This window comes from Paenibacillus sp. IITD108 (assembly GCF_036541265.1).
GTDB lineage: Bacteria > Bacillota > Bacilli > Paenibacillales > Paenibacillaceae > Pristimantibacillus.
Window position 1 is genome coordinate 24,263 of record NZ_JAZHCT010000041.1, and the last position, 20,417, is coordinate 44,679.

The window sequence follows — 20,417 nt, forward strand, 5'->3', positions numbered from 1 at the left end:
ACCTACTATCCTCTTAAAATAAGACCTGCTGCACCAACGACCCCTGCATTGTTTCCTAGTACTGCCGGTACGATGCTTACGCCTTCCTTAGCTTGATCAAGCGCATATTTTTCGTATACCTCGCGTATTTGGTCAAACAGGAAATCCCCTGCCTTCGATACACCGCCGCCAATAATGAAATATTGCGGATTCAGCACGATCGACATCATGGCCATCGACTTGCCCAAATAGTAAGCCGCGCGGCTGACGATGCGAGCCGCCACCTCATCTCCTGCTTTGGCAGCATCAAAAACATCCTTAGCCATAATCTCTTCCACTTGCGACAAAGATGTCCGGTCGCCGCGCTCTACAGCATCCTTAGCCATACGTATAATTCCGGTCGCTGAAGAAACGGACTCCAGGCAGCCCATCTTGCCGCAGCCGCATTGAATGGCTTCCAGATCCGGAACAATGGCGATATGTCCAAGCTCACCGGCCATTCCGTTATAGCCCTCAACAATCTTGCCGTCAATAATAATGCCGCCGCCTACACCAGTACCAAGCGTATAGCATACGCAGTGGTTTACGCCTTTGCCAGCTCCTGCCCATGCCTCGCCAAGCGCAGCCACGTTGGCGTCATTATTAATTTTAATTACTTTTTGCAGCTCCTGCTCCAAAAATTGCTTTAAATTTGTATCCACGATGTTCAGATTAGCTGAATATTTCACAATCCCGTTTGGAATGTCTAGAAAACCAGCAATCCCAACACCTACTCCATCAACTAGCTCCCAATCAAGATTAGCTTCCTGTACAACTAGTCTCGAATAATTGGCAATATTATGTAGGATAGTGTCCGTTCCTTTACTCGTTTCTGTCGGTCCTTCATAAGTATGCAGCAATTGGCCTTCTCCATCGCAAACACCTACTTTAATCGAAGTACCGCCGACATCGACTCCAACGTAAATCTTTTCAGACATTACTTATCCACCTCATTAATAAAGTTAAAGTTCTCTGTTCCAACTATAAGCGTTGCGCTTCCATCGGTCAAGACAACCGGCCTGCAGTGCCAAGCAAGGGAGCTTTGCACAGCTTTGCATCAGCTTCCTGCAATGCTTATTTTCAAGAAGAAGCGCTGCGCTTCCTTGGCTAAGAATGTGCCGTTTCTCGGTGAAAAATAGGAATAGGTATAAGGTGAAAACTTATCCTTTCCAATTTTTGAAAAAAAGCTATGCCTTCCACCAATCAAGCTTAGCAGGCATAGCTTTGTTCCAGTGATACATAAAAGTGTCGTTATTATAGGCTTTCCAAATATCTTTCGCAATCGAGTGCAGCCATACATCCGCTGCCCGCCGCTGTTATAGCCTGACGATACTTGTTGTCTTGAACGTCGCCGCAAGCGAACACGCCTGGCACATTCGTCTCAGAGGAGCCTGGCTTCACTTGGATATAGCCAACTTCGTCCGTATCAATTTGCCCCGCTAGGAATTTCGTATTAGGCGTGTGGCCGATAGCCACAAATACGCCGTCTGTCTCTATAAGCTCATCCTCGCCAGTAGCATTATTGCGCACTTTCAACCCTGTCACGCCCATACCCGTCGCCACGACTTCAAGCGGAGTACGGTTAAGGCTCCAGCTGATCTTTTCATTTGCGCGAGCGCGGTCCTGCATTATTTTGGAAGCACGCAGCTCGTCACGGCGGTTTACAATTTCTACATTAGAAGCAAAGCGTGTCAAGAAGTTAGCTTCCTCCATAGCAGAGTCTCCTCCGCCGATAACAACGATTTTTTTGCCGCGGAAGAAGAAGCCGTCGCATGTTGCACAAGTGCTTACACCTTTACCTACGTTATCCTTCTCACCAGGTATGCCCAAATATTTGGCCGATGCTCCAGTCGAAATAATAAGCGATTCGCCCACGATTTCGCCCTTGCCTTCTACTTGCAGCTTGAATGGACGCTCCGACAGGTCAACACTGTTTACCCAGCCCGTTATAAATGTAGCGCCAAAGCGTTCCGCTTGCTTGCGCATATTAGCCATTAATTCAGGTCCTAGAATACCATCCGGAAAACCTGGAAAGTTTTCTACATCAGTCGTCGTTGTCAATTGTCCGCCTGGCTCAGGACCTTCTATAATTAGAGGATTCATATTTGCACGAGCTAGGTAAATTGCAGCCGTTAGTCCCGCTGGACCTGTTCCAACAATAATCGATTTGTACATATCGTTCACCTCAATACTTATTCTGGAAAGCAGATTTATTGTTCCTCATCCTGAGCAAGCTCATGAGAGGCAAATACCGAGCTTATCGACTTCATCTTTTCTTTAATGCCAACCGTCTCATCAATCAGCTTAACATAGCGGCTAATCGTTGATATAGAGACACCATATCGCATGGATACCTCGTGATAGGAAATCGCCTTGCGGTGCATTTTGGCCGTTAAATACTCAAGTGCTGCCGCCCAGCTCTCAAGCTTCGAAAGCTTTGGAATATCCGGGTAAAGCCGAGACAAAAACTCAGTCCATAATGTCATCATATCATGCTGCTGCATAAGATCATAATGCTTGCTCATGTGGTGAATAGCGGTCTGCGCTACCTTCTCCCACTGCTCTTCCCAAATAGGGAGCTGGGACGGGATACGGTTAGGGCCGACAACCGTTTCCTTGCCGTCAAGCACCACTTTGATCTGTTCCTGAACGCCTAGCGTCCTTAAGACAAAAATCGCTATTTTTTTCAAATAGTCATCCTCGTCAGGCTCTGCCAGAAATGAGCGCAGTACATCCTTGACTTCCTCATCGCCAATCATCCCAAAGGCTTGAATAACCTGCAGCTTCGTATTCATATCCCCGTTCCGCAATGCCCAGAAAAAGGACGATCGAACCAATGGATCACTCTTCATATGATCGGGAATGCCTTCCGACGACTTTTCCCAAAGCTTGAACTGCTCTTCGAATGGCAAATGGTAATGATAGCTAAGCGGGGCGGAAAGCTTGCCTTGCTTAACGAGCTCAAGCTGCTCCATGAAATAGTGCGGAATCGTCGAAGCTGGATCCAGCTTTCTGGTCTGCTTCCACAATCGCTCTGCTTCGTTAAAGCGTCCAATATTGCAGGCGGCAACAGCCGCATAATGATATAGACATGGATCCTGGCCCAGCTCATGTTTTTTGAGCAGACGGGTAAAATGACGGTAAGCAGCACTATGCTCTCCTAAGATGCCCATCGTTGTAGCCAGTTTAAACACATGCTCCTCATGGAAAGGCTCTGTTTTTATCAATAATGACACGAGCGGCTTTAATTGCTCTTCATCGCCGTCATGCTGGTAAAAAATCGATAGATTGCATAAGGCATGCAAATTGCCGGCATCCATAGAGAGCACTTCATGGACGCTATCCAAAGCCTTATCAAATAACCCCATATAGTAATAGGCAAGCGCCAAATTATTGCGGGCTGCAAAAAAATCCGGCTGTGCTGCCACAATATCTTCCAACATACGAACAGCTTCGTTGAATCTGCCTTCCTCAAGCAGCATGCGCGCTTGATCATGCTCTACCATGCCGGCTCGTGATTTGATCTTCTTAAGCTTGGTTGGACGCTCCAGCTCATAATGAAGAAGCTCCATCATTTCCTCTGCTTCATCCAAATAATGCCCTTCGTCATCCTCTTGCAAATAATCAATTAATGCTGATTCCGCCTGCTCGAACATCTCCATATTGGCATAATTATTAGCCATGTAGAAGTGGCATTCGGTCATAGAAGGATCAAGCTCCTCCATAATCCAATCCAAGATTTCATTTGATTCCTTGTAATTGCCCATTTCGGAAAGAATACCAGCCATATTGCAGTGGTTTACAGGATTATTTGGTTCATATTCTACCGCACGCCGAAAATATTTCAGCGCTTTTTCATAGTGAAATCGATCAAGTGAGCGAACTGCCCTTTCAAAAAAAAACGTAGCGTCCCAATTTACCGGGATAACATTCGTTTTCTTACTTATCGCAACGTGATTTTTTCTTGCCAAGACTTTAGGCACCTCCCTCATTGCGCTTGATTCGATTATACCATAGCGCAGTCTATCCTAGCATGCTATTCCTTATGGAAAGCAGAAACGCCTTCAGCGTCTTAATTAAATCGAGAAAGCGGACAGCTTAATGGCTGCCCGCACATAAATTCGTTATATATCGAAGCGACTAAATCGTTCATTGGCTGCTTCTTATATTTTAAAATTAAACGCCTCTGTTTTTGAACAACGTACTAATGGAGCCTCCATCCAAAATAATGCGAGTCGCTTCGGCCAGCAAAGGCGCTACTGACAAGACTTTAAAGCGTCCGGAAGCGGACGGTGGCAACAAAATTGTATCTGTTACAATAACTTCCTTAATGCTAGGATGGTCTAGACGCTCAATAGCTGCATTCGAAAATACAGGGTGCGTCGCGCATACATATACATCCTCTGCTCCGCGGTCTTTAAGACCTTGGACAACGTTGACAATAGTAGATCCTGTGTCGATCATATCCTCAATAATAATTGGAGTTTGACCTTCAACATCACCGATAACATGTGTAATGGAGGATTCATTGTGCGCAGGACGTTTTTTAATCATAATTGCAAAAGAAGTATCCAAATAGTTAGCCAGCTTCTCAGCAGTGGAAGCACGGCCGGCATCCGGTGAAACAACGACCGGATTTTTTATATTTTTCGATTTCAAATAATCGCTTATAAGATCAAGTGCAGTCAAATGATCTACCGGAATATTGAAAAAGCCTTGAATTGCAGGTGCATGCAGGTCGATCGTCATTACGCGATTCGCACCGACAGTCGTTAAAACATCAGCCAGCATTTTCGCAGAAATCGGCTCGCGCGGAGCTGCTTTGCGTTCCTGACGGGCGTAGCCATAGTAAGGCATGATTACATTGACCGTTCTGGCAGAAGCGCGCTTCGCTGCATCAATCATAACTAGCAATTCGACAAAATGTTCGTTAATCGGATGGGAAAAAGACTGAACAAGAAATACATCACAATTCCGAATAGTTTCCTCATAGTGAACATAAATCTCGCCACTCTTGAATCGAGACAGCTTAATCGCTCCCAATGGAAGACCAAGCTCCTCACTTATTTTCTTAGCCAATACCGGATTTGACGATCCTGAAAATATACGCACCTTGTCGCTTAACATGATACCCTCCTGAGCGTTTCAACCAATTAATTTCAAGCTACTCGTCCTATTATACATCGTATTTACGAATTTTCAAAAAACAAATATAATTATTTTTCGACAATCATATGACAGTGTTATCTCATCTTATTCGTGGTCGGTTTCCCGTAACGTGCCGATAACTCTTTCATAAGCTCGTCAAGCGGCAGGTTTTGCTGGCGCAGCAGCACCATCAAATGAAAAATCAGGTCGCTTGCTTCGGAGCGAAGCTCGTCATTATCATCGTTTTTAGCGGCAATAATTACCTCTGCAGCTTCTTCGCCAACCTTCTTCAAAATCTTATCCAAGCCTTTGTCAAACAAATAGGACGTATAGGAGCCTTCCGGACGTTCAGCATATCTTGCAGCAATAGAGCTCTCTACCTTGCCCAGCATCGCGAAGCGATCATTGCCCTCAGCCGCTTCAAATTGTCCTTCAGAGCCTTCCACCTCAATAGAGTTTGTAAAACAGCTATAGCTTCCTGTGTGGCACGCTGGCCCCTTCTGCTTTACTGTCACAAGCAATGTATCTCCATCGCAATCATAAGACATCGATACGATTTGCTGCGTATGCCCGCTCGTTGCCCCTTTATTCCAAAGCTCGCCGCGCGAACGGCTCCAAAACCAGGTTGAGCCCGTGGACACCGATTTGTGCAAAGACTCCTCATTCATATAGGCAAGCATAAGAATATCCTTGCTCTGGGCGTCTTGTACGATTGCAGGAACAAGTCCGTTCTCATCCCATTTGATCTCATTCATCCAAGCAGCCATTAGCGCACCTCAATCCCTTTTTTTTGCAGATCAGCCTTAACCTCGCCGATCGTCATTTCCTTGTAATGGAATATCGTTGCAGCAAGGCCGGCATCCGCATGCCCGTTCTCGAACACATCGTAGAAATGCTCAATTTTCCCCGCTCCGCCCGAAGCAATAACCGGTATGCCTACAGTATCCGAAATAGCTCTCGTAAGCTTCACATCAAAGCCGTCCTTCGTCCCGTCGGCATCCATGCTGGTAAGCAGCAGCTCGCCTGCTCCAAGCCGTTCTGCCTCCTGCGCCCATTTCAAGGCAGACATGCCTGTTCCCTGACGGCCGCCATGCGTATATACTTCCCAATCCTGCCATTCCTCATTGAACTTGGCATCAATGGCTACGACAATGCACTGTGAGCCGAACGTGCGCGCACCTTCCTCAATCAATGAAGGATTTTTGACAGCGGCCGAATTAATACCAATCTTATCAGCACCTGCACGAAGCAGACGCTTCATATCCTCTACCGTTGAAATACCGCCGCCCACTGTAAAAGGGATCGAAACCTCGCTTGCTGTACGCTTTACTACTTCCAGCATCGTTGCGCGGCCTTCTACTGTTGCCGATATATCAAGAAATACAAGCTCGTCTGCGCCTTCCTTGTCATACGCCGCAGCCAGCTCGACCGGGTCGCCCGCATCGCGCAAATTAACAAAGTTGACTCCCTTAACGACTCTGCCGTCCTTCACATCAAGACATGGAATAATTCGTTTCGCCAGCATCAATCATCTCTCCCTTATGCATTCTCTATTTGTCGCCTGTCAATTTTAAGAAATTGTGAAGCAGCTGCATCCCCGGCTTGCCGCTTTTTTCGGGATGGAACTGCATGCCGAACACATTGCTTCTGCCGACAATTGCCGTAACATCGCCATAATAGTCTGTTTTTGCGAGCAAATCGCTGGCCGTCTCTGGCAGCACGTGAAAGGAATGGACAAAGTATACATGCTCCTCAGCCATATCTGCAAAAAGAGGCGAAGCGGAGTCCAGCAGCGCCAATCGGTTCCAGCCCATATGCGGAACTTTGAAATCGCCTTTGAACCGCACAACCTTGCCCGGCAATAAGTTCAATCCTTGATGAGTGCCATATTCCTCACTCTCGCCAAATAACAGCTGCATGCCTAGGCATATGCCCAGCAGCGGCTTTCCAGAGGCTGCATAGCTTTTTACTGCCTGGTCAAGGCCGCTGCTTTGCAAATTATGCATAGCGTCTCCGAATGCGCCTACGCCAGGCAATATCGCCCCGCTTGCGCCGGCAATGACATTCATGTCGGCAGTAACAACTGCATCATAACCAAGCCGTTCAACAGCCATGCTTACACTTTGCAAATTGCCCATGCCATAATCAATTATGGCGATCATCCTACAACAAACCTTTCGTTGAAGGCACGCCCTGCACCCTAGGATCAATACTCGTCGCCTCATCCAGAGCACGCCCAAGCGCTTTGAATACCGCTTCAATCATATGATGCGTATTTTTGCCGTAATGAACGATAACATGAAGCGTCACCCGGGCCTCAAGCGCAAATTTCCACAAAAACTCGTGAACAAGCTCAGTCGTAAAGCTTCCAACATTTGCAGCTGGGAATTCAGCACGAATTTCTAGATGCGGACGATTGCTCACATCGATAATAACTTGTGCCAACGACTCATCCATCGGCACAAATACGCTGGCATAACGCTTAATGCCTCGTTTATCTCCCAATGATTCACGCACCGTCTGGCCCAGGCAAATGCCGATATCCTCTACCGTATGATGGTCATCTACATCCACATCGCCATTGGCGTCAACATGCAGATCGAATTGTCCATGCTTCGCAAACAGATCCAACATATGATTCATGAAAGGAACATCTGTTTCGAGCTTTGTATCACCAGTACCATCTAAATTAAAAGAAAGCTTGATATCCGTCTCGCTTGTTGTTCTGGATACGGATGCTTGACGAGTTTTCAATTCTGTCATGTTTGTTGACCTGCCTTTTCTCGTATTATATAAGTTTCTCGAAGAGTATCTATTAGCAATAAAATGGTACAAAGCTGCGAGCAAAATTGGACTTACGACCGCTGTTGTATTCCAGTTTTTTCGACTTCCTAAGACATTTCATGGATAAAACCGCAATACAAAGGCGGCCACTATCGTTTCTTCAGTTCCAATCCTGCTCTCCGCTTTGCCCTTTCATTGCTTCCTGAGAATTGCCACTTGGCGACACTCTCTCTCGTTCTAATTGCCTCTTTCCTTCTCCAATCTTATCTCAACTGCGCGGGCATGCCCTTCTAAGCCTTCATGGCGGGCAAGCGTCATAATTTTCTCGCCGCTTGCTAAAAGTGCTTCCTTGCTATAGTATATCAAACTCGACTTTTTCAAGAAATCATCCACATTGACTGGAGATGAAAATCTAGCCGTGCCATTTGTTGGGATAATATGATTAGGACCTGCGAAGTAATCACCGACTGGCTCGGAGCTGTAGGCGCCCAAGAAGATCGCACCCGCATTTTCAATAGAACCAAGCAGGCTCATCGGATTATCTGTCATAATCTCCAGATGCTCTGGCGCGAGCTTATTGACTACCTGAATGCCCTCTTCTAGAGATTGTACTAGAAGAATTGCGCCGTACTGGTCAATGGAGCTTTGAGCGATAGACTTGCGCGGCAATACGGACAGCTGGCTCGCAACCTCAGCCTTTACTGCCTCTGCCAACGAAGGGGAAGGTGTCACTAATATGGCGGAAGCCATCTCGTCATGCTCAGCCTGCGACAGCAAATCTGCTGCCACATAGGCAGGATCAGCGCTGTCGTCAGCAAGTACGACAATCTCGCTAGGGCCTGCGATACTGTCAATATCGACTACACCATATACAGAGCGCTTGGCCAATGCAACATATATATTGCCTGGGCCGCAAATTTTATCGACAGGGGCAATTGTTTCTGTACCGTAAGCTAACGCAGCTATTGCCTGGGCCCCGCCAATGCGATACATTTCTTTCACGCCAGACTCAGCAGCTGCAACGAGAATATACGGATCAATACCTTGCTTTCCGCCTGTTGACGGAGGCGTCACCATTACAATTTCTGGAACGCCGGCAACTTGCGCCGGTATTACATTCATAAGCACAGAGGACGGATATGCTGCTTTGCCGCCAGGCACATAGACGCCCACGCGCTTTAACGGGCGCATGATTTGTCCTAGAATCGTGCCATCCATCTCCATATCCATCCACGAGTTGCGCATCTGCTTCTGGTGGAAACTGCGGATATTGACTGCTGCTTCACGAATGGCGATCAAAAAATCCTCATCCACCTTTTCATATGCCGCATTGATTTCTTCCGCAGTTACGCGAAGCGAAGCAGCTTCAAGCAGAACGCCATCAAATTTGTTTGTGTAGGCGAGCAGCGCTGCATCACCCTGCTCCTTAATATCTGTTACGATCTGGGCGACAGCCGCATTTTGCTCCGGGCTGCCGTATTCCACTTCCCGCTTTAATCCGAATTGATCGGGACGCATAATACGCATGGTTCACTCGCTCCTTTCCAGGTTTAAACTATTTATTTTTTAGCAGCAAGCGTCTCTTGCAGACGATCGCAAAGCGATTGAATGCTGTCATTTTTCAAACGGTAGCTCACACGATTGGCTATAAGCCTGCTCGTAATGCCAAATATAGCTTCCATTTCGATGAGCCCATTCTCGCGCAGCGTCTGCCCTGTTTCAACCATATCCACGATGCGGTCTGCCAGCCCGATCAAAGGAGCTAGCTCGATGGAGCCATTAAGCTTAATGACTTCAACCTGCTGGCCCTGCTCGCGGAAATATGCAGAGGCTACGTTAGGATACTTTGTAGCAACGCGCGGATTCATCGTTGGCTTCCAGTCGGGAAGTCCGATAACGGACATGCGGCATTTGGCTATTTCCAGATCCAGCAGCTCATAGACATCCTTTTTCTCCTCCATGAGGACATCCTTGCCGACAATCCCTATATCTGCTGCGCCATACTCCACATACGTCGGCACGTCCACCGGCTTCGCCATAATAAATTCCATATTTGCATCCGGAAGCTCTATAATCAGCTTGCGCGTATCATCATAATCCGTTGGAATCGGAATGCCCGCTTCGCGGAAAAGCTTAGACGCTTGTTTATATATACGCCCTTTGGGCATTGCAACCTTCAATATTTCCTTTTCGCCATTCGACATGCTAGCGGCCTCCTTCTTCTGCGTCGGCAAATACTAGCACTGAAGCAAAGTCCATGCCTTTATACCGGACAGGTTTTCCATGCTTGCTTTGTGCCAGCAGCTCATGATCAACAGCCTGTACCCGCTCCGTGACTACTGTCGAGCCGCTGCTGCGCAGCTGCTGTGCTTTGCGTATCGCCTCATCGCGTCCATGCTGATCATACACGATTAATGTGCGCTGCACCTCTTGCTCTGCCTCCGAGCCCAGCAGCTCAATTAATCTCGTCGTTTTAAGGGCAAAGCCGGTCGCTGCTGCCGGACGTCCAAATTGTGTCAGCAAATTGTCATAACGCCCGCCGCTTACAACCGGGAAGCCTAGATCGGCAGCATAGCCCTCGAAGGTCATTCCTGTGTAGTAAGTAAAATCTCCAATCATCGTCAAATCAATAAGTACATGCTCGCATACGCCGTATGCCTGCAACGCATCCCAAATATCGCAAAGATGGACAATAGCAGTTCTGGCTGTCTCATCCTTGCTGATTTGCAACGCTTGGTCGCAAATTTCTTGTCCGCCGCGCAAACGCAATATTCCTTCAAGCTCTTCTTGCAGCTGCTCATCCAGCTCCAGCTGGCGCAGCTGCTCTCTATAGCCGACATAATCGCGGCTCAGCAAGCTGCTCTTCAGCGATTCCTGCGCCTCTACGCGACCTGGCAGCGATGCTGCGAATAAACTGTTCATAAAGCCGACATGGCCGATCGCAATTTTGAAGCGTTCAATACCTGCTGCCTTTAGAGAAGCGATAGCCAGCGCAACAACCTCAGCATCTGCTTCTGCCGAAGAATCTCCTACCAGCTCCACCCCTGTTTGAAAAAATTCTGCCTCGCGGCCCGCTTCCTCTTCAATCGAACGGAATACATTAGCATGATAGGACAAGCGAATCGGGAATTTTGTTTCTTTCAGCAAAGAAGAGACTACCCGCGCTATCGGTCCCGTCATATCGGAACGCAGCACCATTGTAGTCCCGCGATTGTTAAGCAGCTTGAACAGCTTCTGGTCAGACGTTGTGCTCGCTGTTCCGACCGTATCATAGTACTCCATAGACGGCGTAATGATCTGCTCATAGCCCCAGCCCTGCATGCAGGCCAGCACTCTCGATTCGATATAGCGCAGCTTTTGTACCGCATTAGGAAGATAATCTGTCAGCCCAAGCGGCTTTTCAAACATTTTTGGCTTACTCATCTATTTTCACCTACTATTACTTTAATGTGTTAAAGCATTAACTTGTTAATATATTAGCAAAATAAAGATATTTGTAATACTATCATGAAACAGCTTGCTCCGTCAACTTGCAGCAGACGGCATATCCAAGGTTTGGCGTTGGGTTGCGGGGTGATTTGAGCGCATATAAAAATGACCCCGCCATCCATCCTGCATGAGGAAGGCGAGGTCATCTCCGTACTAGTCCTTACAAGATAGGTATTCTTCGATCATCCTTGCTGCTTATTGTTGCGCTCGATGGTCCTTATAGGGTTGCCTCCTACAAAAGCGCCTGCCGGAACATCCTTATGAACGACAGAGCCGGCTGCAATAACCGCATGATCACCGATCGTAACACCTGGCAAGATCGTCGTATTTGCTCCTATCATCACATTGGAGCCTATACGCACATAGCCCAGCCTGTATTCTTTAATTAAATATTCATGTGTAAGTATCGTTGTATTATAGCCGATTATGGTGTTGTCTCCAACCGAAATGCGCTCCGGAAAAAAAACATCTACCATAACCATTAGCGCAAAGGCCGTATGCTTCCCAACTTTCATCCTCAGCAGATTGCGATAAATCCAATTTTTCCAAGAAAGAAACGGGCAATATCGGGCCAGCTGTATCCATATAAAATTCCATATCGCTTTGATGCGGCTCACCGTGGAATATACCTGCCACAACGAGTTCGGACCTTCTACCGGAAAGCGTTCTACATCCCGCAAGAGCTGCTCACTCCATTCCGACTAGTGCATATAGATCACGCATATCGTCAATGACATGCGCAGCTCCTGCAGCATGCAGGATGCGAGCTCCTTTAAGCGACCACGATACACCTACCGAAATAGCGCCCGCCGCATTGGCCGACTGTATATCCACTACACTGTCGCCTACCATGAGTGTTGAGGAGGCATCGGCATTCAGAAGCTCTATCGCCCTGGCTACAGGCTCAGGATGTGGTTTAGGATGCTTCACATCGTCTATCGTCACTACGGCGTCGACGTAATCAGCAAGGCCAGTAAAAGCAAGTCCCCGCTCAGTCGTATACCTCATCTTGGTTGTCACTATGCCAATTTGGATGCCCTGCTCATGCATGCGCTTGATAACCTCTTGCACATTGTTGAATAAAGTGACGTATTCATCGTGAAGCCGTAAATTCACTTCGCGATAAGCTGCTACCAGCTCTGTTACATCCTCATAGCCCGAAAACTTTTTCATCTGCTCGGTCAGCGGCTCACCCATGCTTGGGATAATATGCTCTCTGCCAAAGCCTTCAGGCACTACACCCTGCAGCGCTTCGAGAAAGGAAGTAATAATAAGCTCGTTCGTGTCTAATATCGTTCCATCAAGATCAAACAATACTGTTTTTATTTCAGACATTATTTACTCCTTACCAGCTTGCACAGCCTCTCCGTTTCTTTCCGGTTTAGTCGTTACGATCGGATCATTATAGTAAGTATTTGCCCAGCCTTTCACACGGCGGACAATAATAAATATGATCGCAGCAATAATCAGCAGCAAAGCAAGCAGCTGGGATATTCTTATATTTCCATACGCAGGATCCAAGTACCCCTGTCCCTCGAATACTAAAAGCATTGGCGACCATAGCGCATCCATAAACGATGCCAGCCATTTCGGCCCCATAAAGGCCAAGCTGTCGATGCGAAGCGCTTCGATAAAGAAGCGGCCAATTGAATACCAAATAAAATAAGTTGCCATCAGCTCGCCAGTGCGTAAAAATGATCTGCGGCGAAGTATGAACAGAATAACGAGCCCTACTAAACTCCACAGTGACTCATACAAAAATGCCGGATGGCGGAAAGCGCCAGCTTGAATCGCATCATCCACAATAAACATTTGATCCACAATAAAGGATGGAATATGTAGCGTATTGCGCAAAAACTCTTCACTTACTGGACTTCCGTATGCTTCCTGGTTCATAAAGTTGCCCCAGCGTCCTATCATCTGTCCTGCCAGCAACGACGGCACACAGATGTCTACTATGCGCCAAAAGCTGTAGCCTTTATAGCGGGAATAAATAATTCCGCAAATAAATGCGCCGATAATGGCTCCATAAATGGCTATGCCGCCCTGCCAAATTTTAAATATGTCCCAGAAATTCCCCTTGTAATCTTCCCATTTGAAAGCGACATAGTAGATCCGTGCTGCAATTATGGCAGACGGCGCTCCGAACAGCAGCAGATCCATAAAGAAATCCGGTTTGATTCCAAAGCGTTTACCTTCCTGCACAGCTAGCAGCAAGCCGACCAAAGCGGCTGTTCCAAGAATAATTCCATACCATCGCACTGGCAGCGTGCCGATGTGGAATGCTATCGAATCAATAGCTAATGTATGCATCTTAGCAATCTTCCCCTTGTATTTTATTGTAACTAGAAATACTGCTTTCTAATCGTTACCTGACTTCAAAAGGATCAATCATAATCATCCATATCATCTGCAATTGTTTCAGTCAGCTTATTCGTAAATTGCAGCGCTGCATTATATCCCATGCGCTTCAATCGGTAGTTCATCGCGCCCACTTCAATAATAACAGCCAAGTTTCGGCCTGGTCTAACAGGCACTGTTACTAGCGGAATGTCGGTATCGATAATTTTTGTCTTCTCTTCATCAAGTCCAAGCCGATCGTATTGCTTCTCCGGCTGCCAATTTTCCAGCTTGATAACCAGCCCTATTCTTTTATTCGTGCGAACTGCTCCTGCTCCAAACAATGTCATCACATTGATGATGCCGAGTCCTCTAATCTCCAGCAAATGACGGATTAATTCCGGTGCGGTTCCATGTAAATGCCCATCGGATGTTTGTCTAATCTCAACCGCATCATCAGCGATCAGCCGATGGCCGCGCTTGACAAGTTCCAGCGCCGTCTCGCTCTTGCCGATACCGCTTCCGCCTGTAATCAGTATGCCTATACCGTATACATCAATCAGTACGCCGTGTATTGTGGCAGTCGGAGCTAGCTTATGCTCCAAAAAGCCTGTAATGCGGCTGGACAGTATAGTCGTGGCAATCCCGCTGCGCAGTACAGGGGTATTCGTCTCATTAGCTTGTCTGATCAGTTCTTCGGGCGGCTCTAAATTTCGTGTCAAAATAATACATGGGGTATCCTCATGACATAATCGAACCATCCGGTTCATTCGCTCTTCGCTATCAAGCATATTCAAAAAGGATACTTCCGTTCTTCCAAGCAATTGTACCCGCTCGCTCGGATGGTAATGGAAGTAGCCTGCAAGCTCTAATCCCGGCCGGTATAAATCATCTACCGTAATAGCACGCTTCATACCTTCTTCGCCAGCCAATATTTCTAGGTGGAAATGCTTGGCAAGCTCTGAAACCTTTACTTTTTTTCTAGACACTGCGTGGGCCTCCTTCATGTCGCTAACCTTGCTACATGCTACTCATTTCAAAATTATCCAGTGTATTCATCGTAAAGGAAAAAAGCTCCGAACGCAACGTTTGGAGCGATGAAAGCAAAAAAGAACCGCTGAAACGTTCAGCGGCTCTTCCTTATAGGATAATGGCAAGTATTAGTTCTCAAAAATGTTAAGCTCGGACTCAACATCGAACAAATGAGATTTGTTCATATCAAGTGCAAGTTTTACGCTAGCGCCATCACGGATAGTGGAACGGCCGTCTACGCGTGCAATTACAGAATCACTGCCGATACCGTTTAGGTATAGGTACATTTCGTGACCAAGGTTCTCAGCAACCTCTACGTTAGCATTAACGATAGTGTTAGGAGAAGCCTCTAGGAATACTGGCTCTTCATGCAAGTCTTCTGGACGAATGCCAAGAACAACTTCTTTGCCGATGTAGCCTTTGGAACGCAATGTAGCTGCGCGGCCTTCAGGAACAACTACGTCTACGCCAGTTGTTTTGAAGTGAACTGTTCCGCCCGCTTCAGACAAAGTACCTTTGATGAAGTTCATGGAAGGAGCACCGATAAAGCCAGCAACGAACATATTAAGCGGGTGATTGTATAGCTCCTCTGGAGAAGCTGTTTGTTGAATGAAACCGTCTTTCATAACAACGATACGGTCACCCATTGTCATAGCCTCGATTTGGTCATGCGTTACATAGATCGTTGTAGTTTCCAAACGCTTAGTCAATTTGCTGATTTCTGCGCGCATCTGTCCACGAAGCTTGGCATCCAAGTTGGAAAGCGGCTCATCCATCAAGAATACTTGCGGCTCACGAACGATCGCACGGCCTAGAGCAACACGCTGACGCTGACCACCGGACAAAGCCTTAGGCTTACGGTCAAGCAAATGCTCGATATCTAGAATTTTAGCAGCTTCACGAACACGCTTGTCGATGTCTGCTTTTTTGAATTTACGAAGTTTAAGTCCGAACGCCATGTTTTGGTAAACGTTCATATGCGGATACAAAGCGTAAGATTGGAAAACCATCGCGATGTCGCGGTCTTTAGGAGCTACGTCATTAACTAGACGGTCGCCGATGAACAATTTACCTTCCGAAATTTCTTCCAAGCCTGCAATCATACGAAGAGTAGTCGATTTACCGCAGCCAGACGGTCCTACCAATACTAGAAACTCTTTGTCCTTAATATCTAAGTTAACATCTGTTACTGATGCTTTGTCTGAACCTGGGTATTTTTTGTAAATTCCTTCTAAACGTACGCCTGCCATTTTATTTCCCCCTAAAAAGAATTTCGATATGCTTCTATCTTATCCCACAGCAGGGCCAATGACTATGCACATACTTTACAAAAAATCTAATTTCTTTTCGTAACTTTGTACAAAAGCAAAATTATTTTAACTAAAACAGCATCGCGGAACAGTCGTACATCAAGTCCCGTTTCTTGTTTCAGCTTATCCAGACGGTATAATAACGTATTTCTATGAATATATAATCTTTTTGCAGTTTCGCTGACATTGCAATCAAGCATAAAAAATGCTTCCAGTGTAGCAAGCATTTCAGCCTCAAGGAATAGGTCGCCTTTTTTTAACGATTGCTCCAAATATTTGGCGCGCTGCGCTTCAGGAATCGCATTGACGATCCTTTCCAATTGCAGCATCCATGGCAAATGAATGGAGGTGCCGACGTGAAACTTGCGGCCCAAATTAATAGTCTCGCGTAAAAGCAAAACCGTCTCAACCATGCTGTTGGCCGGCGAAATTGGCGGAGCTACTGCCAGATGGCAATCCTCGAGCCACTCGCTGACCAGCATTTCATTGAGGCCATGTGCGATTGATGCCAGGCTTTCCTCCAAGGACTCCTCCTGATCGCTGTCATAGGCGTCCTCTTCATCGCGCAGCAGTGATACAGGTCCCCATATAAGCCACTCTTTGTTTTTGAGCGGAATGAGCAAGATGTCGTCCGCAAGAAAAGAGCGAAGCAGCTTATCGAGATCCATATATGTAGCTTGAAGCTCATTAGAAGTGTTAGATTGCTCCATTACAAGCAGAAGCGGAATCATCTCCGCGTACATCCGGCTCCCCATAACGAGATGATCAGGCAGCGAATGCGCTGGCTCCGCTGAGGCCAGCTGCTTAAGCAGCCATTCACTTATTTGCATTGCAGCTCTTTCAGTTTCCGATAAATGCTCGTTGCTGTTCAAAGACTGCTCAGCACATGCCTGCTGTATAAGGCAGCTGATTAGCTCTTTCTCGGTTGCGCTTAGATCTGCACGTGGTATTACTATCAAATCCAACTGCTCATCGTGAGCAGCGACTACAAAACGAGCGCTATTTTCATATTCAGCGTAATCTCCAGCTTCGGGCTTGCCGGTTGTCAAAGCCTTGTTGCTCGTCCTATCTGACTGTGCTTGAACATTCTGCCACTGTTCGAGCGAGCAGGAACTAACTTGTATCGAACAGTTCAATATCGTCTGTAAAGCATTTATCCATTCCGTCTTGCTCATGTTCGATCTCCACTCTCCATACTAAATAGCGTTGTGTTTGTCATTGCATTGTACCACAATAACGCCGCTAATTCAGCCTGTTACAAGCAAAAGGATAATAGAAAACAAAGCAAATATGGCAGCTATTAGATACAAAAAGGAAACTGCTTGGACCTGGGTTAAGCCCCATCGAAGCAAAAAGTGATGCGTATGCATATTATCTGCCTGATGCAGAGCTTTGCCGGATAAAAGCCTTCTGGTCATTACATATAACGTATCTGCAATTGGCAAACCTAGCGCGAGAAGCGGTATAAGCAAGGATATGGCGGTAGCTCGTTTAGAGGTCCCGTGAACAGCAATAACGGCTAACAGGTAACCAAGGAAGGTAGCTCCCGCATCCCCCATAAAAATCCGCGCCGGATAAAAGTTATGCAGCAAAAATCCGACTGATGCCCCAACGGCTATAATAGCCAGCACGGCTGTTTCTAGTTGGCCTTGGATAACTGCGGCAATAAAAAGCGTAAGCGAGGACACGATGCTGACGCCGGAGGCCAGCCCATCAATGCCATCCATAAAGTTGAGCATATTTATAAGCGCGAATATCCATATTGTAGTCATCAGCCAAGCAAGCCACGGGGAAAAAATATAGTATTGATTATTGAGAGGAGATGTAATCCCTGTAATCATAATATTGTACAGCGATGGTATGGAGGCAGCCCCCAAATATAAAATAACTCTCGGCCATACCGGAAAATCCTTGCCCTGCGCTTTCCAAGCATCATCACATAATCCAACAATCGTTAAAATGCCGCCGCCCAATATAACGGACAGGCTCAAAGGAGTAATGCCATTTACAACTAATAATGCTATTACACAGCCTCCATATATTGCGGCTCCGCCCATTAATGGAATTGGCTGATGGTGAATTTTTCTTTTATTAGGCCGATCGACGAATCCAACCTTCAGTGCAAACCGCCGTAAAGGCGGCACGGCAAAAAAGACAAGCAGAAAACTGATAAGTGCAGCTGCTACATATATCACGACTGATCCTCCCTATCCGCTCAATATCATATTAATTGATGCCGTTCACTCACTGCCCGTGCAGTTTTGGAGAATGGTAAATCGCACATTTCTGCTATGACATACAGCTTGAATTTTCAGAAGTCTGGCATTAGCCTCAAACTTTTGGAAGCTTATACAGATTCCTTCCTTAATATGACCCAACCTGGGGAATAACATGAATGATTTTAGTAAAAATATTGTCTGCAGCAAGCCGCTTAGCTCAACTCAACATTTTATATACATATATTGAAAAAGTTTGTTTGACCGTCTACTTTTTTCATGGTACGCTACAAAACAAGAGGCAGGATACTTACGATATTTTATTTGAGTTTGATTGTGATCAGGCCTAATGTTGATTGCTACTATTATTGTTGCAGCTTGCTGCAGATCGCTATATCTTGCTTGCTTCCTACTTCTATGAAGTTAAAGACAATATTAAGGAGATATGAAGATGTCAGAAATAGTTGTTATATCTGGAAGTCCCAACGCAACATCCCGGCTTAATGGTATGATTGATTTTGTAAATAAGCAGCTTGAGGACAACGGCTTCTCAACAAAAACAATTACGGTTGTTTCGCTGCCGGCAGAGGATCTGGTTCACTCCAGATTTGGCAGCCCTGCTATTGTTGAGGCGAATAAACTGGTGGAGGAAGCAAATGCTGTAATTATTGCAAGCCCTGTTTATAAAGCATCCTACACAGGCGTGCTCAAGTCTTATATCGATTTGCTGCCGCAAAAAGGCTTTGAGGGCAAGCTGATTGCTCCATTATTCATTGGCGGATCGCTGGCGCATCTGTTATCTATTGACTACTCCCTTAAACCGGTGCTGTCCACGATGGGCGCCAAGCATTACGTCAACAGCGTTTACGCCACTGACTCGCAAATTACTAGAATTCAAGACGGCACAAGCGATACGAAATTTGATATTCATGATGATTTGAAGGAACGGCTATCTGCTGCTGTACAAGAGCTTATTCAAGAGTTGAAGCTGCGCAAGCAATTTTTTCAAGGATAATAGCTTTCTAATTCCAATAACTGCTATAGAAAAGAAGCAAGCGAAACCTATTGCATAGGTCATGCTTGCTCCTTTTTTATATGGCAGCTGGGCTGCTTAGCGGTCAGACATTCCGCTATTATGCGGGAAATCGCCTTTTTGAGGCGGTAAAGTGACAGTCGTTCCGTTATTGATCCGCTAATGGCATAATAAGTGCCGCTTAGAGCCGAATAGCGGAATATGTGACCGCGAAATTGAAAAATCTGCGATTTTAAGTCCAATAACGGAACGTGTGACCATGTCGCATAGATCCTTCAAAAAGTAAACACAAAAAAAGAAGGGTTTCCCCTTCCCTGCATTTTTAAGTTAACCAGTAAAACTGGTGAGCCATGAAGGACTCGAACCTTCGACTCCCTGATTAAAAGTCAGGTGCTCTACCAACTGAGCTAATGGCTCATAATAATGAGTTAATGGTGGAGGGCGATGGATTCGAACCACCGAACCCGAAGGAAGAGATTTACAGTCTCCCGCGTTTGGCCACTTCGCTAGCCCTCCATGTAAAGCTTCTCTGTCGAAACAGAAAAAAATAAAGTGGTGGCTCGGGACGGAATCGAACCGCCGACACGAGGATTTTCAGTCCTCTGCTCTACCGACTGAGCTACCGAGCCTTACTTTATATAAATGGCGGAGCTGACGGGATTCGAACCCGCGGTCTCCTGCGTGACAGGCAGGCATGTTAGGCCTCTACACCACAGCTCCAGATCTAGATGGTGGAGGCTAACGGGATCGAACCGCTGACCCTCTGCTTGTAAGGCAGATGCTCTCCCAGCTGAGCTAAGCCTCCATCTAAATAAAGAAAACATTAAATTGGTAGCGGCGGAGGGGATCGAACCCCCGACCTCACGGGTATGAACCGTACGCTCTAGCCAGCTGAGCTACACCGCCAAACTATAACACCGATTATGTATATCTCCAGCATGATCGGTGACATGCTAGTAGATCAGGTAGCGGCATCGCCAAATGCCTGCACACAATCTCATTGCGTCAACAAAGCTTGTCCGTTGAAGCAATAAAGCTTGAGCCCTG

At 46.5% G+C, this 20,417-nt stretch carries 19 protein-coding genes and 6 tRNA genes; 1 reads left to right on the top strand and 24 read right to left on the bottom strand.

Translation table 11 applies throughout. The annotated features are described in order from the left end of the window. Positions 1 to 5 precede the first annotated feature (5 nt). The 18 genes from V1L65_RS24905 to V1L65_RS24990 form a co-directional block, all read right to left on the bottom strand. A complete protein-coding gene (locus tag V1L65_RS24905) occupies positions 6 to 956 on the bottom strand; it encodes an ROK family glucokinase (protein WP_331701985.1) in 951 nt (316 codons plus the stop codon). A 316-nt stretch (positions 957 to 1,272) separates the two neighbouring features. After that, positions 1,273 to 2,193, bottom strand: coding sequence for a thioredoxin-disulfide reductase (gene trxB / locus V1L65_RS24910; RefSeq protein ID WP_331701986.1), 921 nt, complete (start codon positions 2,191 to 2,193; stop codon positions 1,273 to 1,275). A 35-nt stretch (positions 2,194 to 2,228) separates the two neighbouring features. Beyond that, complete coding sequence (locus V1L65_RS24915; RefSeq protein WP_331701987.1) at positions 2,229 to 3,989, bottom strand: tetratricopeptide repeat protein; 1,761 nt, start codon at positions 3,987 to 3,989, stop codon at positions 2,229 to 2,231. A gap of 205 nt (positions 3,990 to 4,194) precedes the next feature. Further along, positions 4,195 to 5,145, bottom strand: coding sequence for a ribose-phosphate diphosphokinase (locus tag V1L65_RS24920; RefSeq protein ID WP_331701988.1), 951 nt, complete (start codon positions 5,143 to 5,145; stop codon positions 4,195 to 4,197). A gap of 116 nt (positions 5,146 to 5,261) precedes the next feature. Next, positions 5,262 to 5,933: a bifunctional phosphoribosyl-AMP cyclohydrolase/phosphoribosyl-ATP diphosphatase HisIE gene (gene hisIE, locus V1L65_RS24925; RefSeq protein ID WP_331701989.1), complete on the bottom strand. Its 672-nt coding sequence runs from the start codon at positions 5,931 to 5,933 to the stop codon at positions 5,262 to 5,264. Further along, positions 5,933 to 6,691 (bottom strand): imidazole glycerol phosphate synthase subunit HisF, encoded by a 759-nt coding sequence (gene hisF, locus V1L65_RS24930; RefSeq protein ID WP_331701990.1) that lies wholly within the window; start codon positions 6,689 to 6,691, stop codon positions 5,933 to 5,935. Before hisF ends, hisIE begins: the two co-directional genes overlap by 1 nt. 25 nt (positions 6,692 to 6,716) lie before the next feature. Beyond that, on the bottom strand, positions 6,717 to 7,328 hold the full coding sequence (gene hisH / locus V1L65_RS24935) for an imidazole glycerol phosphate synthase subunit HisH (protein WP_331701991.1): 612 nt from the start codon (positions 7,326 to 7,328) through the stop codon (positions 6,717 to 6,719). A 1-nt stretch (position 7,329) separates the two neighbouring features. Further along, positions 7,330 to 7,929, bottom strand: coding sequence for an imidazoleglycerol-phosphate dehydratase HisB (gene hisB, locus V1L65_RS24940; protein WP_331701992.1), 600 nt, complete (start codon positions 7,927 to 7,929; stop codon positions 7,330 to 7,332). A gap of 258 nt (positions 7,930 to 8,187) precedes the next feature. After that, entirely contained in the window at positions 8,188 to 9,477 is a 1,290-nt protein-coding gene (gene hisD, locus V1L65_RS24945) for a histidinol dehydrogenase (protein ID WP_331701993.1), read from the bottom strand. Positions 9,478 to 9,509: 32 nt separating this feature from the next. Further along, positions 9,510 to 10,154, bottom strand: a complete 645-nt coding sequence (gene hisG, locus V1L65_RS24950) for an ATP phosphoribosyltransferase (protein WP_331701994.1) — start codon at positions 10,152 to 10,154, stop codon at positions 9,510 to 9,512. 1 nt (position 10,155) lies between these two features. Next, positions 10,156 to 11,373, bottom strand: a complete 1,218-nt coding sequence (locus tag V1L65_RS24955; RefSeq protein ID WP_331701995.1) for an ATP phosphoribosyltransferase regulatory subunit — start codon at positions 11,371 to 11,373, stop codon at positions 10,156 to 10,158. A 248-nt stretch (positions 11,374 to 11,621) separates the two neighbouring features. Beyond that, positions 11,622 to 12,119: an acyltransferase gene (locus tag V1L65_RS24960; protein WP_331701996.1), complete on the bottom strand. Its 498-nt coding sequence runs from the start codon at positions 12,117 to 12,119 to the stop codon at positions 11,622 to 11,624. A 7-nt stretch (positions 12,120 to 12,126) separates the two neighbouring features. Then, positions 12,127 to 12,774: a pyrophosphatase PpaX gene (ppaX, locus tag V1L65_RS24965; RefSeq protein WP_331701997.1), complete on the bottom strand. Its 648-nt coding sequence runs from the start codon at positions 12,772 to 12,774 to the stop codon at positions 12,127 to 12,129. 3 nt (positions 12,775 to 12,777) lie between these two features. Then, a complete protein-coding gene (gene lgt / locus V1L65_RS24970) occupies positions 12,778 to 13,752 on the bottom strand; it encodes a prolipoprotein diacylglyceryl transferase (RefSeq protein ID WP_331701998.1) in 975 nt (324 codons plus the stop codon). Positions 13,753 to 13,826: 74 nt separating this feature from the next. After that, positions 13,827 to 14,768, bottom strand: coding sequence for an HPr(Ser) kinase/phosphatase (gene hprK, locus V1L65_RS24975; protein ID WP_331701999.1), 942 nt, complete (start codon positions 14,766 to 14,768; stop codon positions 13,827 to 13,829). Between the two features lie 171 nt (positions 14,769 to 14,939). After that, positions 14,940 to 16,061 carry an ABC transporter ATP-binding protein gene (locus V1L65_RS24980; protein WP_331702000.1) on the bottom strand — a complete coding sequence of 374 codons (1,122 nt, stop codon included), beginning with the start codon at positions 16,059 to 16,061 and terminating at the stop codon, positions 14,940 to 14,942. Between the two features lie 86 nt (positions 16,062 to 16,147). After that, positions 16,148 to 17,296 (bottom strand): PucR family transcriptional regulator, encoded by a 1,149-nt coding sequence (locus tag V1L65_RS24985; RefSeq protein ID WP_331702001.1) that lies wholly within the window; start codon positions 17,294 to 17,296, stop codon positions 16,148 to 16,150. Positions 17,297 to 17,368: 72 nt separating this feature from the next. Further along, entirely contained in the window at positions 17,369 to 18,316 is a 948-nt protein-coding gene (locus V1L65_RS24990) for a glycosyltransferase family 4 protein (protein WP_331702002.1), read from the bottom strand. Positions 18,317 to 18,788: 472 nt separating this feature from the next. On the opposite strand from V1L65_RS24990, the gene ssuE reads away from it, so the two are divergent. Further along, positions 18,789 to 19,352, top strand: coding sequence for an NADPH-dependent FMN reductase (gene ssuE / locus V1L65_RS24995; protein ID WP_331702003.1), 564 nt, complete (start codon positions 18,789 to 18,791; stop codon positions 19,350 to 19,352). Between the two features lie 359 nt (positions 19,353 to 19,711). On the opposite strand, the gene V1L65_RS25000 is transcribed toward ssuE, so the two are convergent. The 6 genes from V1L65_RS25000 to V1L65_RS25025 all read right to left on the bottom strand — a co-directional run bounded on the left by V1L65_RS25000 (position 19,712) and on the right by V1L65_RS25025 (position 20,276). Further along, a tRNA-Lys gene (locus V1L65_RS25000) sits at positions 19,712 to 19,787 on the bottom strand. A gap of 15 nt (positions 19,788 to 19,802) precedes the next feature. After that, a tRNA-Tyr gene (locus V1L65_RS25005) sits at positions 19,803 to 19,886 on the bottom strand. A 37-nt stretch (positions 19,887 to 19,923) separates the two neighbouring features. After that, a tRNA-Phe gene (locus tag V1L65_RS25010) sits at positions 19,924 to 19,999 on the bottom strand. Between the two features lie 14 nt (positions 20,000 to 20,013). Beyond that, a tRNA-Asp gene (locus V1L65_RS25015) sits at positions 20,014 to 20,090 on the bottom strand. Between the two features lie 9 nt (positions 20,091 to 20,099). Then, positions 20,100 to 20,175, bottom strand: a tRNA-Val gene (locus V1L65_RS25020). Between the two features lie 24 nt (positions 20,176 to 20,199). Then, positions 20,200 to 20,276: transfer RNA gene (locus tag V1L65_RS25025), tRNA-Met, on the bottom strand. Positions 20,277 to 20,417: the final 141 nt, after the last annotated feature.

Excerpts from the sequence above, each read along its gene's own strand:
- V1L65_RS24985 (WP_331702001.1), bottom strand. The coding sequence starts at position 17,296 with ATGAGCAAGACGGAATGGATAAATGCTTTACAGACGATATTGAACTGT.
- trxB (WP_331701986.1), bottom strand. The coding sequence starts at position 2,193 with ATGTACAAATCGATTATTGTTGGAACAGGTCCAGCGGGACTAACGGCT.
- V1L65_RS24920 (WP_331701988.1), bottom strand. The coding sequence starts at position 5,145 with ATGTTAAGCGACAAGGTGCGTATATTTTCAGGATCGTCAAATCCGGTA.
- ppaX (WP_331701997.1), bottom strand. The coding sequence starts at position 12,774 with ATGTCTGAAATAAAAACAGTATTGTTTGATCTTGATGGAACGATATTA.
- V1L65_RS24955 (WP_331701995.1), bottom strand. The coding sequence starts at position 11,373 with ATGAGTAAGCCAAAAATGTTTGAAAAGCCGCTTGGGCTGACAGATTAT.
- lgt (WP_331701998.1), bottom strand. The coding sequence starts at position 13,752 with ATGCATACATTAGCTATTGATTCGATAGCATTCCACATCGGCACGCTG.
- hisIE (WP_331701989.1), bottom strand. The coding sequence starts at position 5,933 with ATGGCTGCTTGGATGAATGAGATCAAATGGGATGAGAACGGACTTGTT.
- hisF (WP_331701990.1), bottom strand. The coding sequence starts at position 6,691 with ATGCTGGCGAAACGAATTATTCCATGTCTTGATGTGAAGGACGGCAGA.
- ssuE (WP_331702003.1), top strand. The coding sequence starts at position 18,789 with ATGTCAGAAATAGTTGTTATATCTGGAAGTCCCAACGCAACATCCCGG.
- V1L65_RS24980 (WP_331702000.1), bottom strand. The coding sequence starts at position 16,061 with ATGGCAGGCGTACGTTTAGAAGGAATTTACAAAAAATACCCAGGTTCA.
- hisD (WP_331701993.1), bottom strand. The coding sequence starts at position 9,477 with ATGCGTATTATGCGTCCCGATCAATTCGGATTAAAGCGGGAAGTGGAA.
- hisH (WP_331701991.1), bottom strand. The coding sequence starts at position 7,328 with ATGATCGCCATAATTGATTATGGCATGGGCAATTTGCAAAGTGTAAGC.
- hisG (WP_331701994.1), bottom strand. The coding sequence starts at position 10,154 with ATGTCGAATGGCGAAAAGGAAATATTGAAGGTTGCAATGCCCAAAGGG.
- V1L65_RS24905 (WP_331701985.1), bottom strand. The coding sequence starts at position 956 with ATGTCTGAAAAGATTTACGTTGGAGTCGATGTCGGCGGTACTTCGATT.
- hisB (WP_331701992.1), bottom strand. The coding sequence starts at position 7,929 with ATGACAGAATTGAAAACTCGTCAAGCATCCGTATCCAGAACAACAAGC.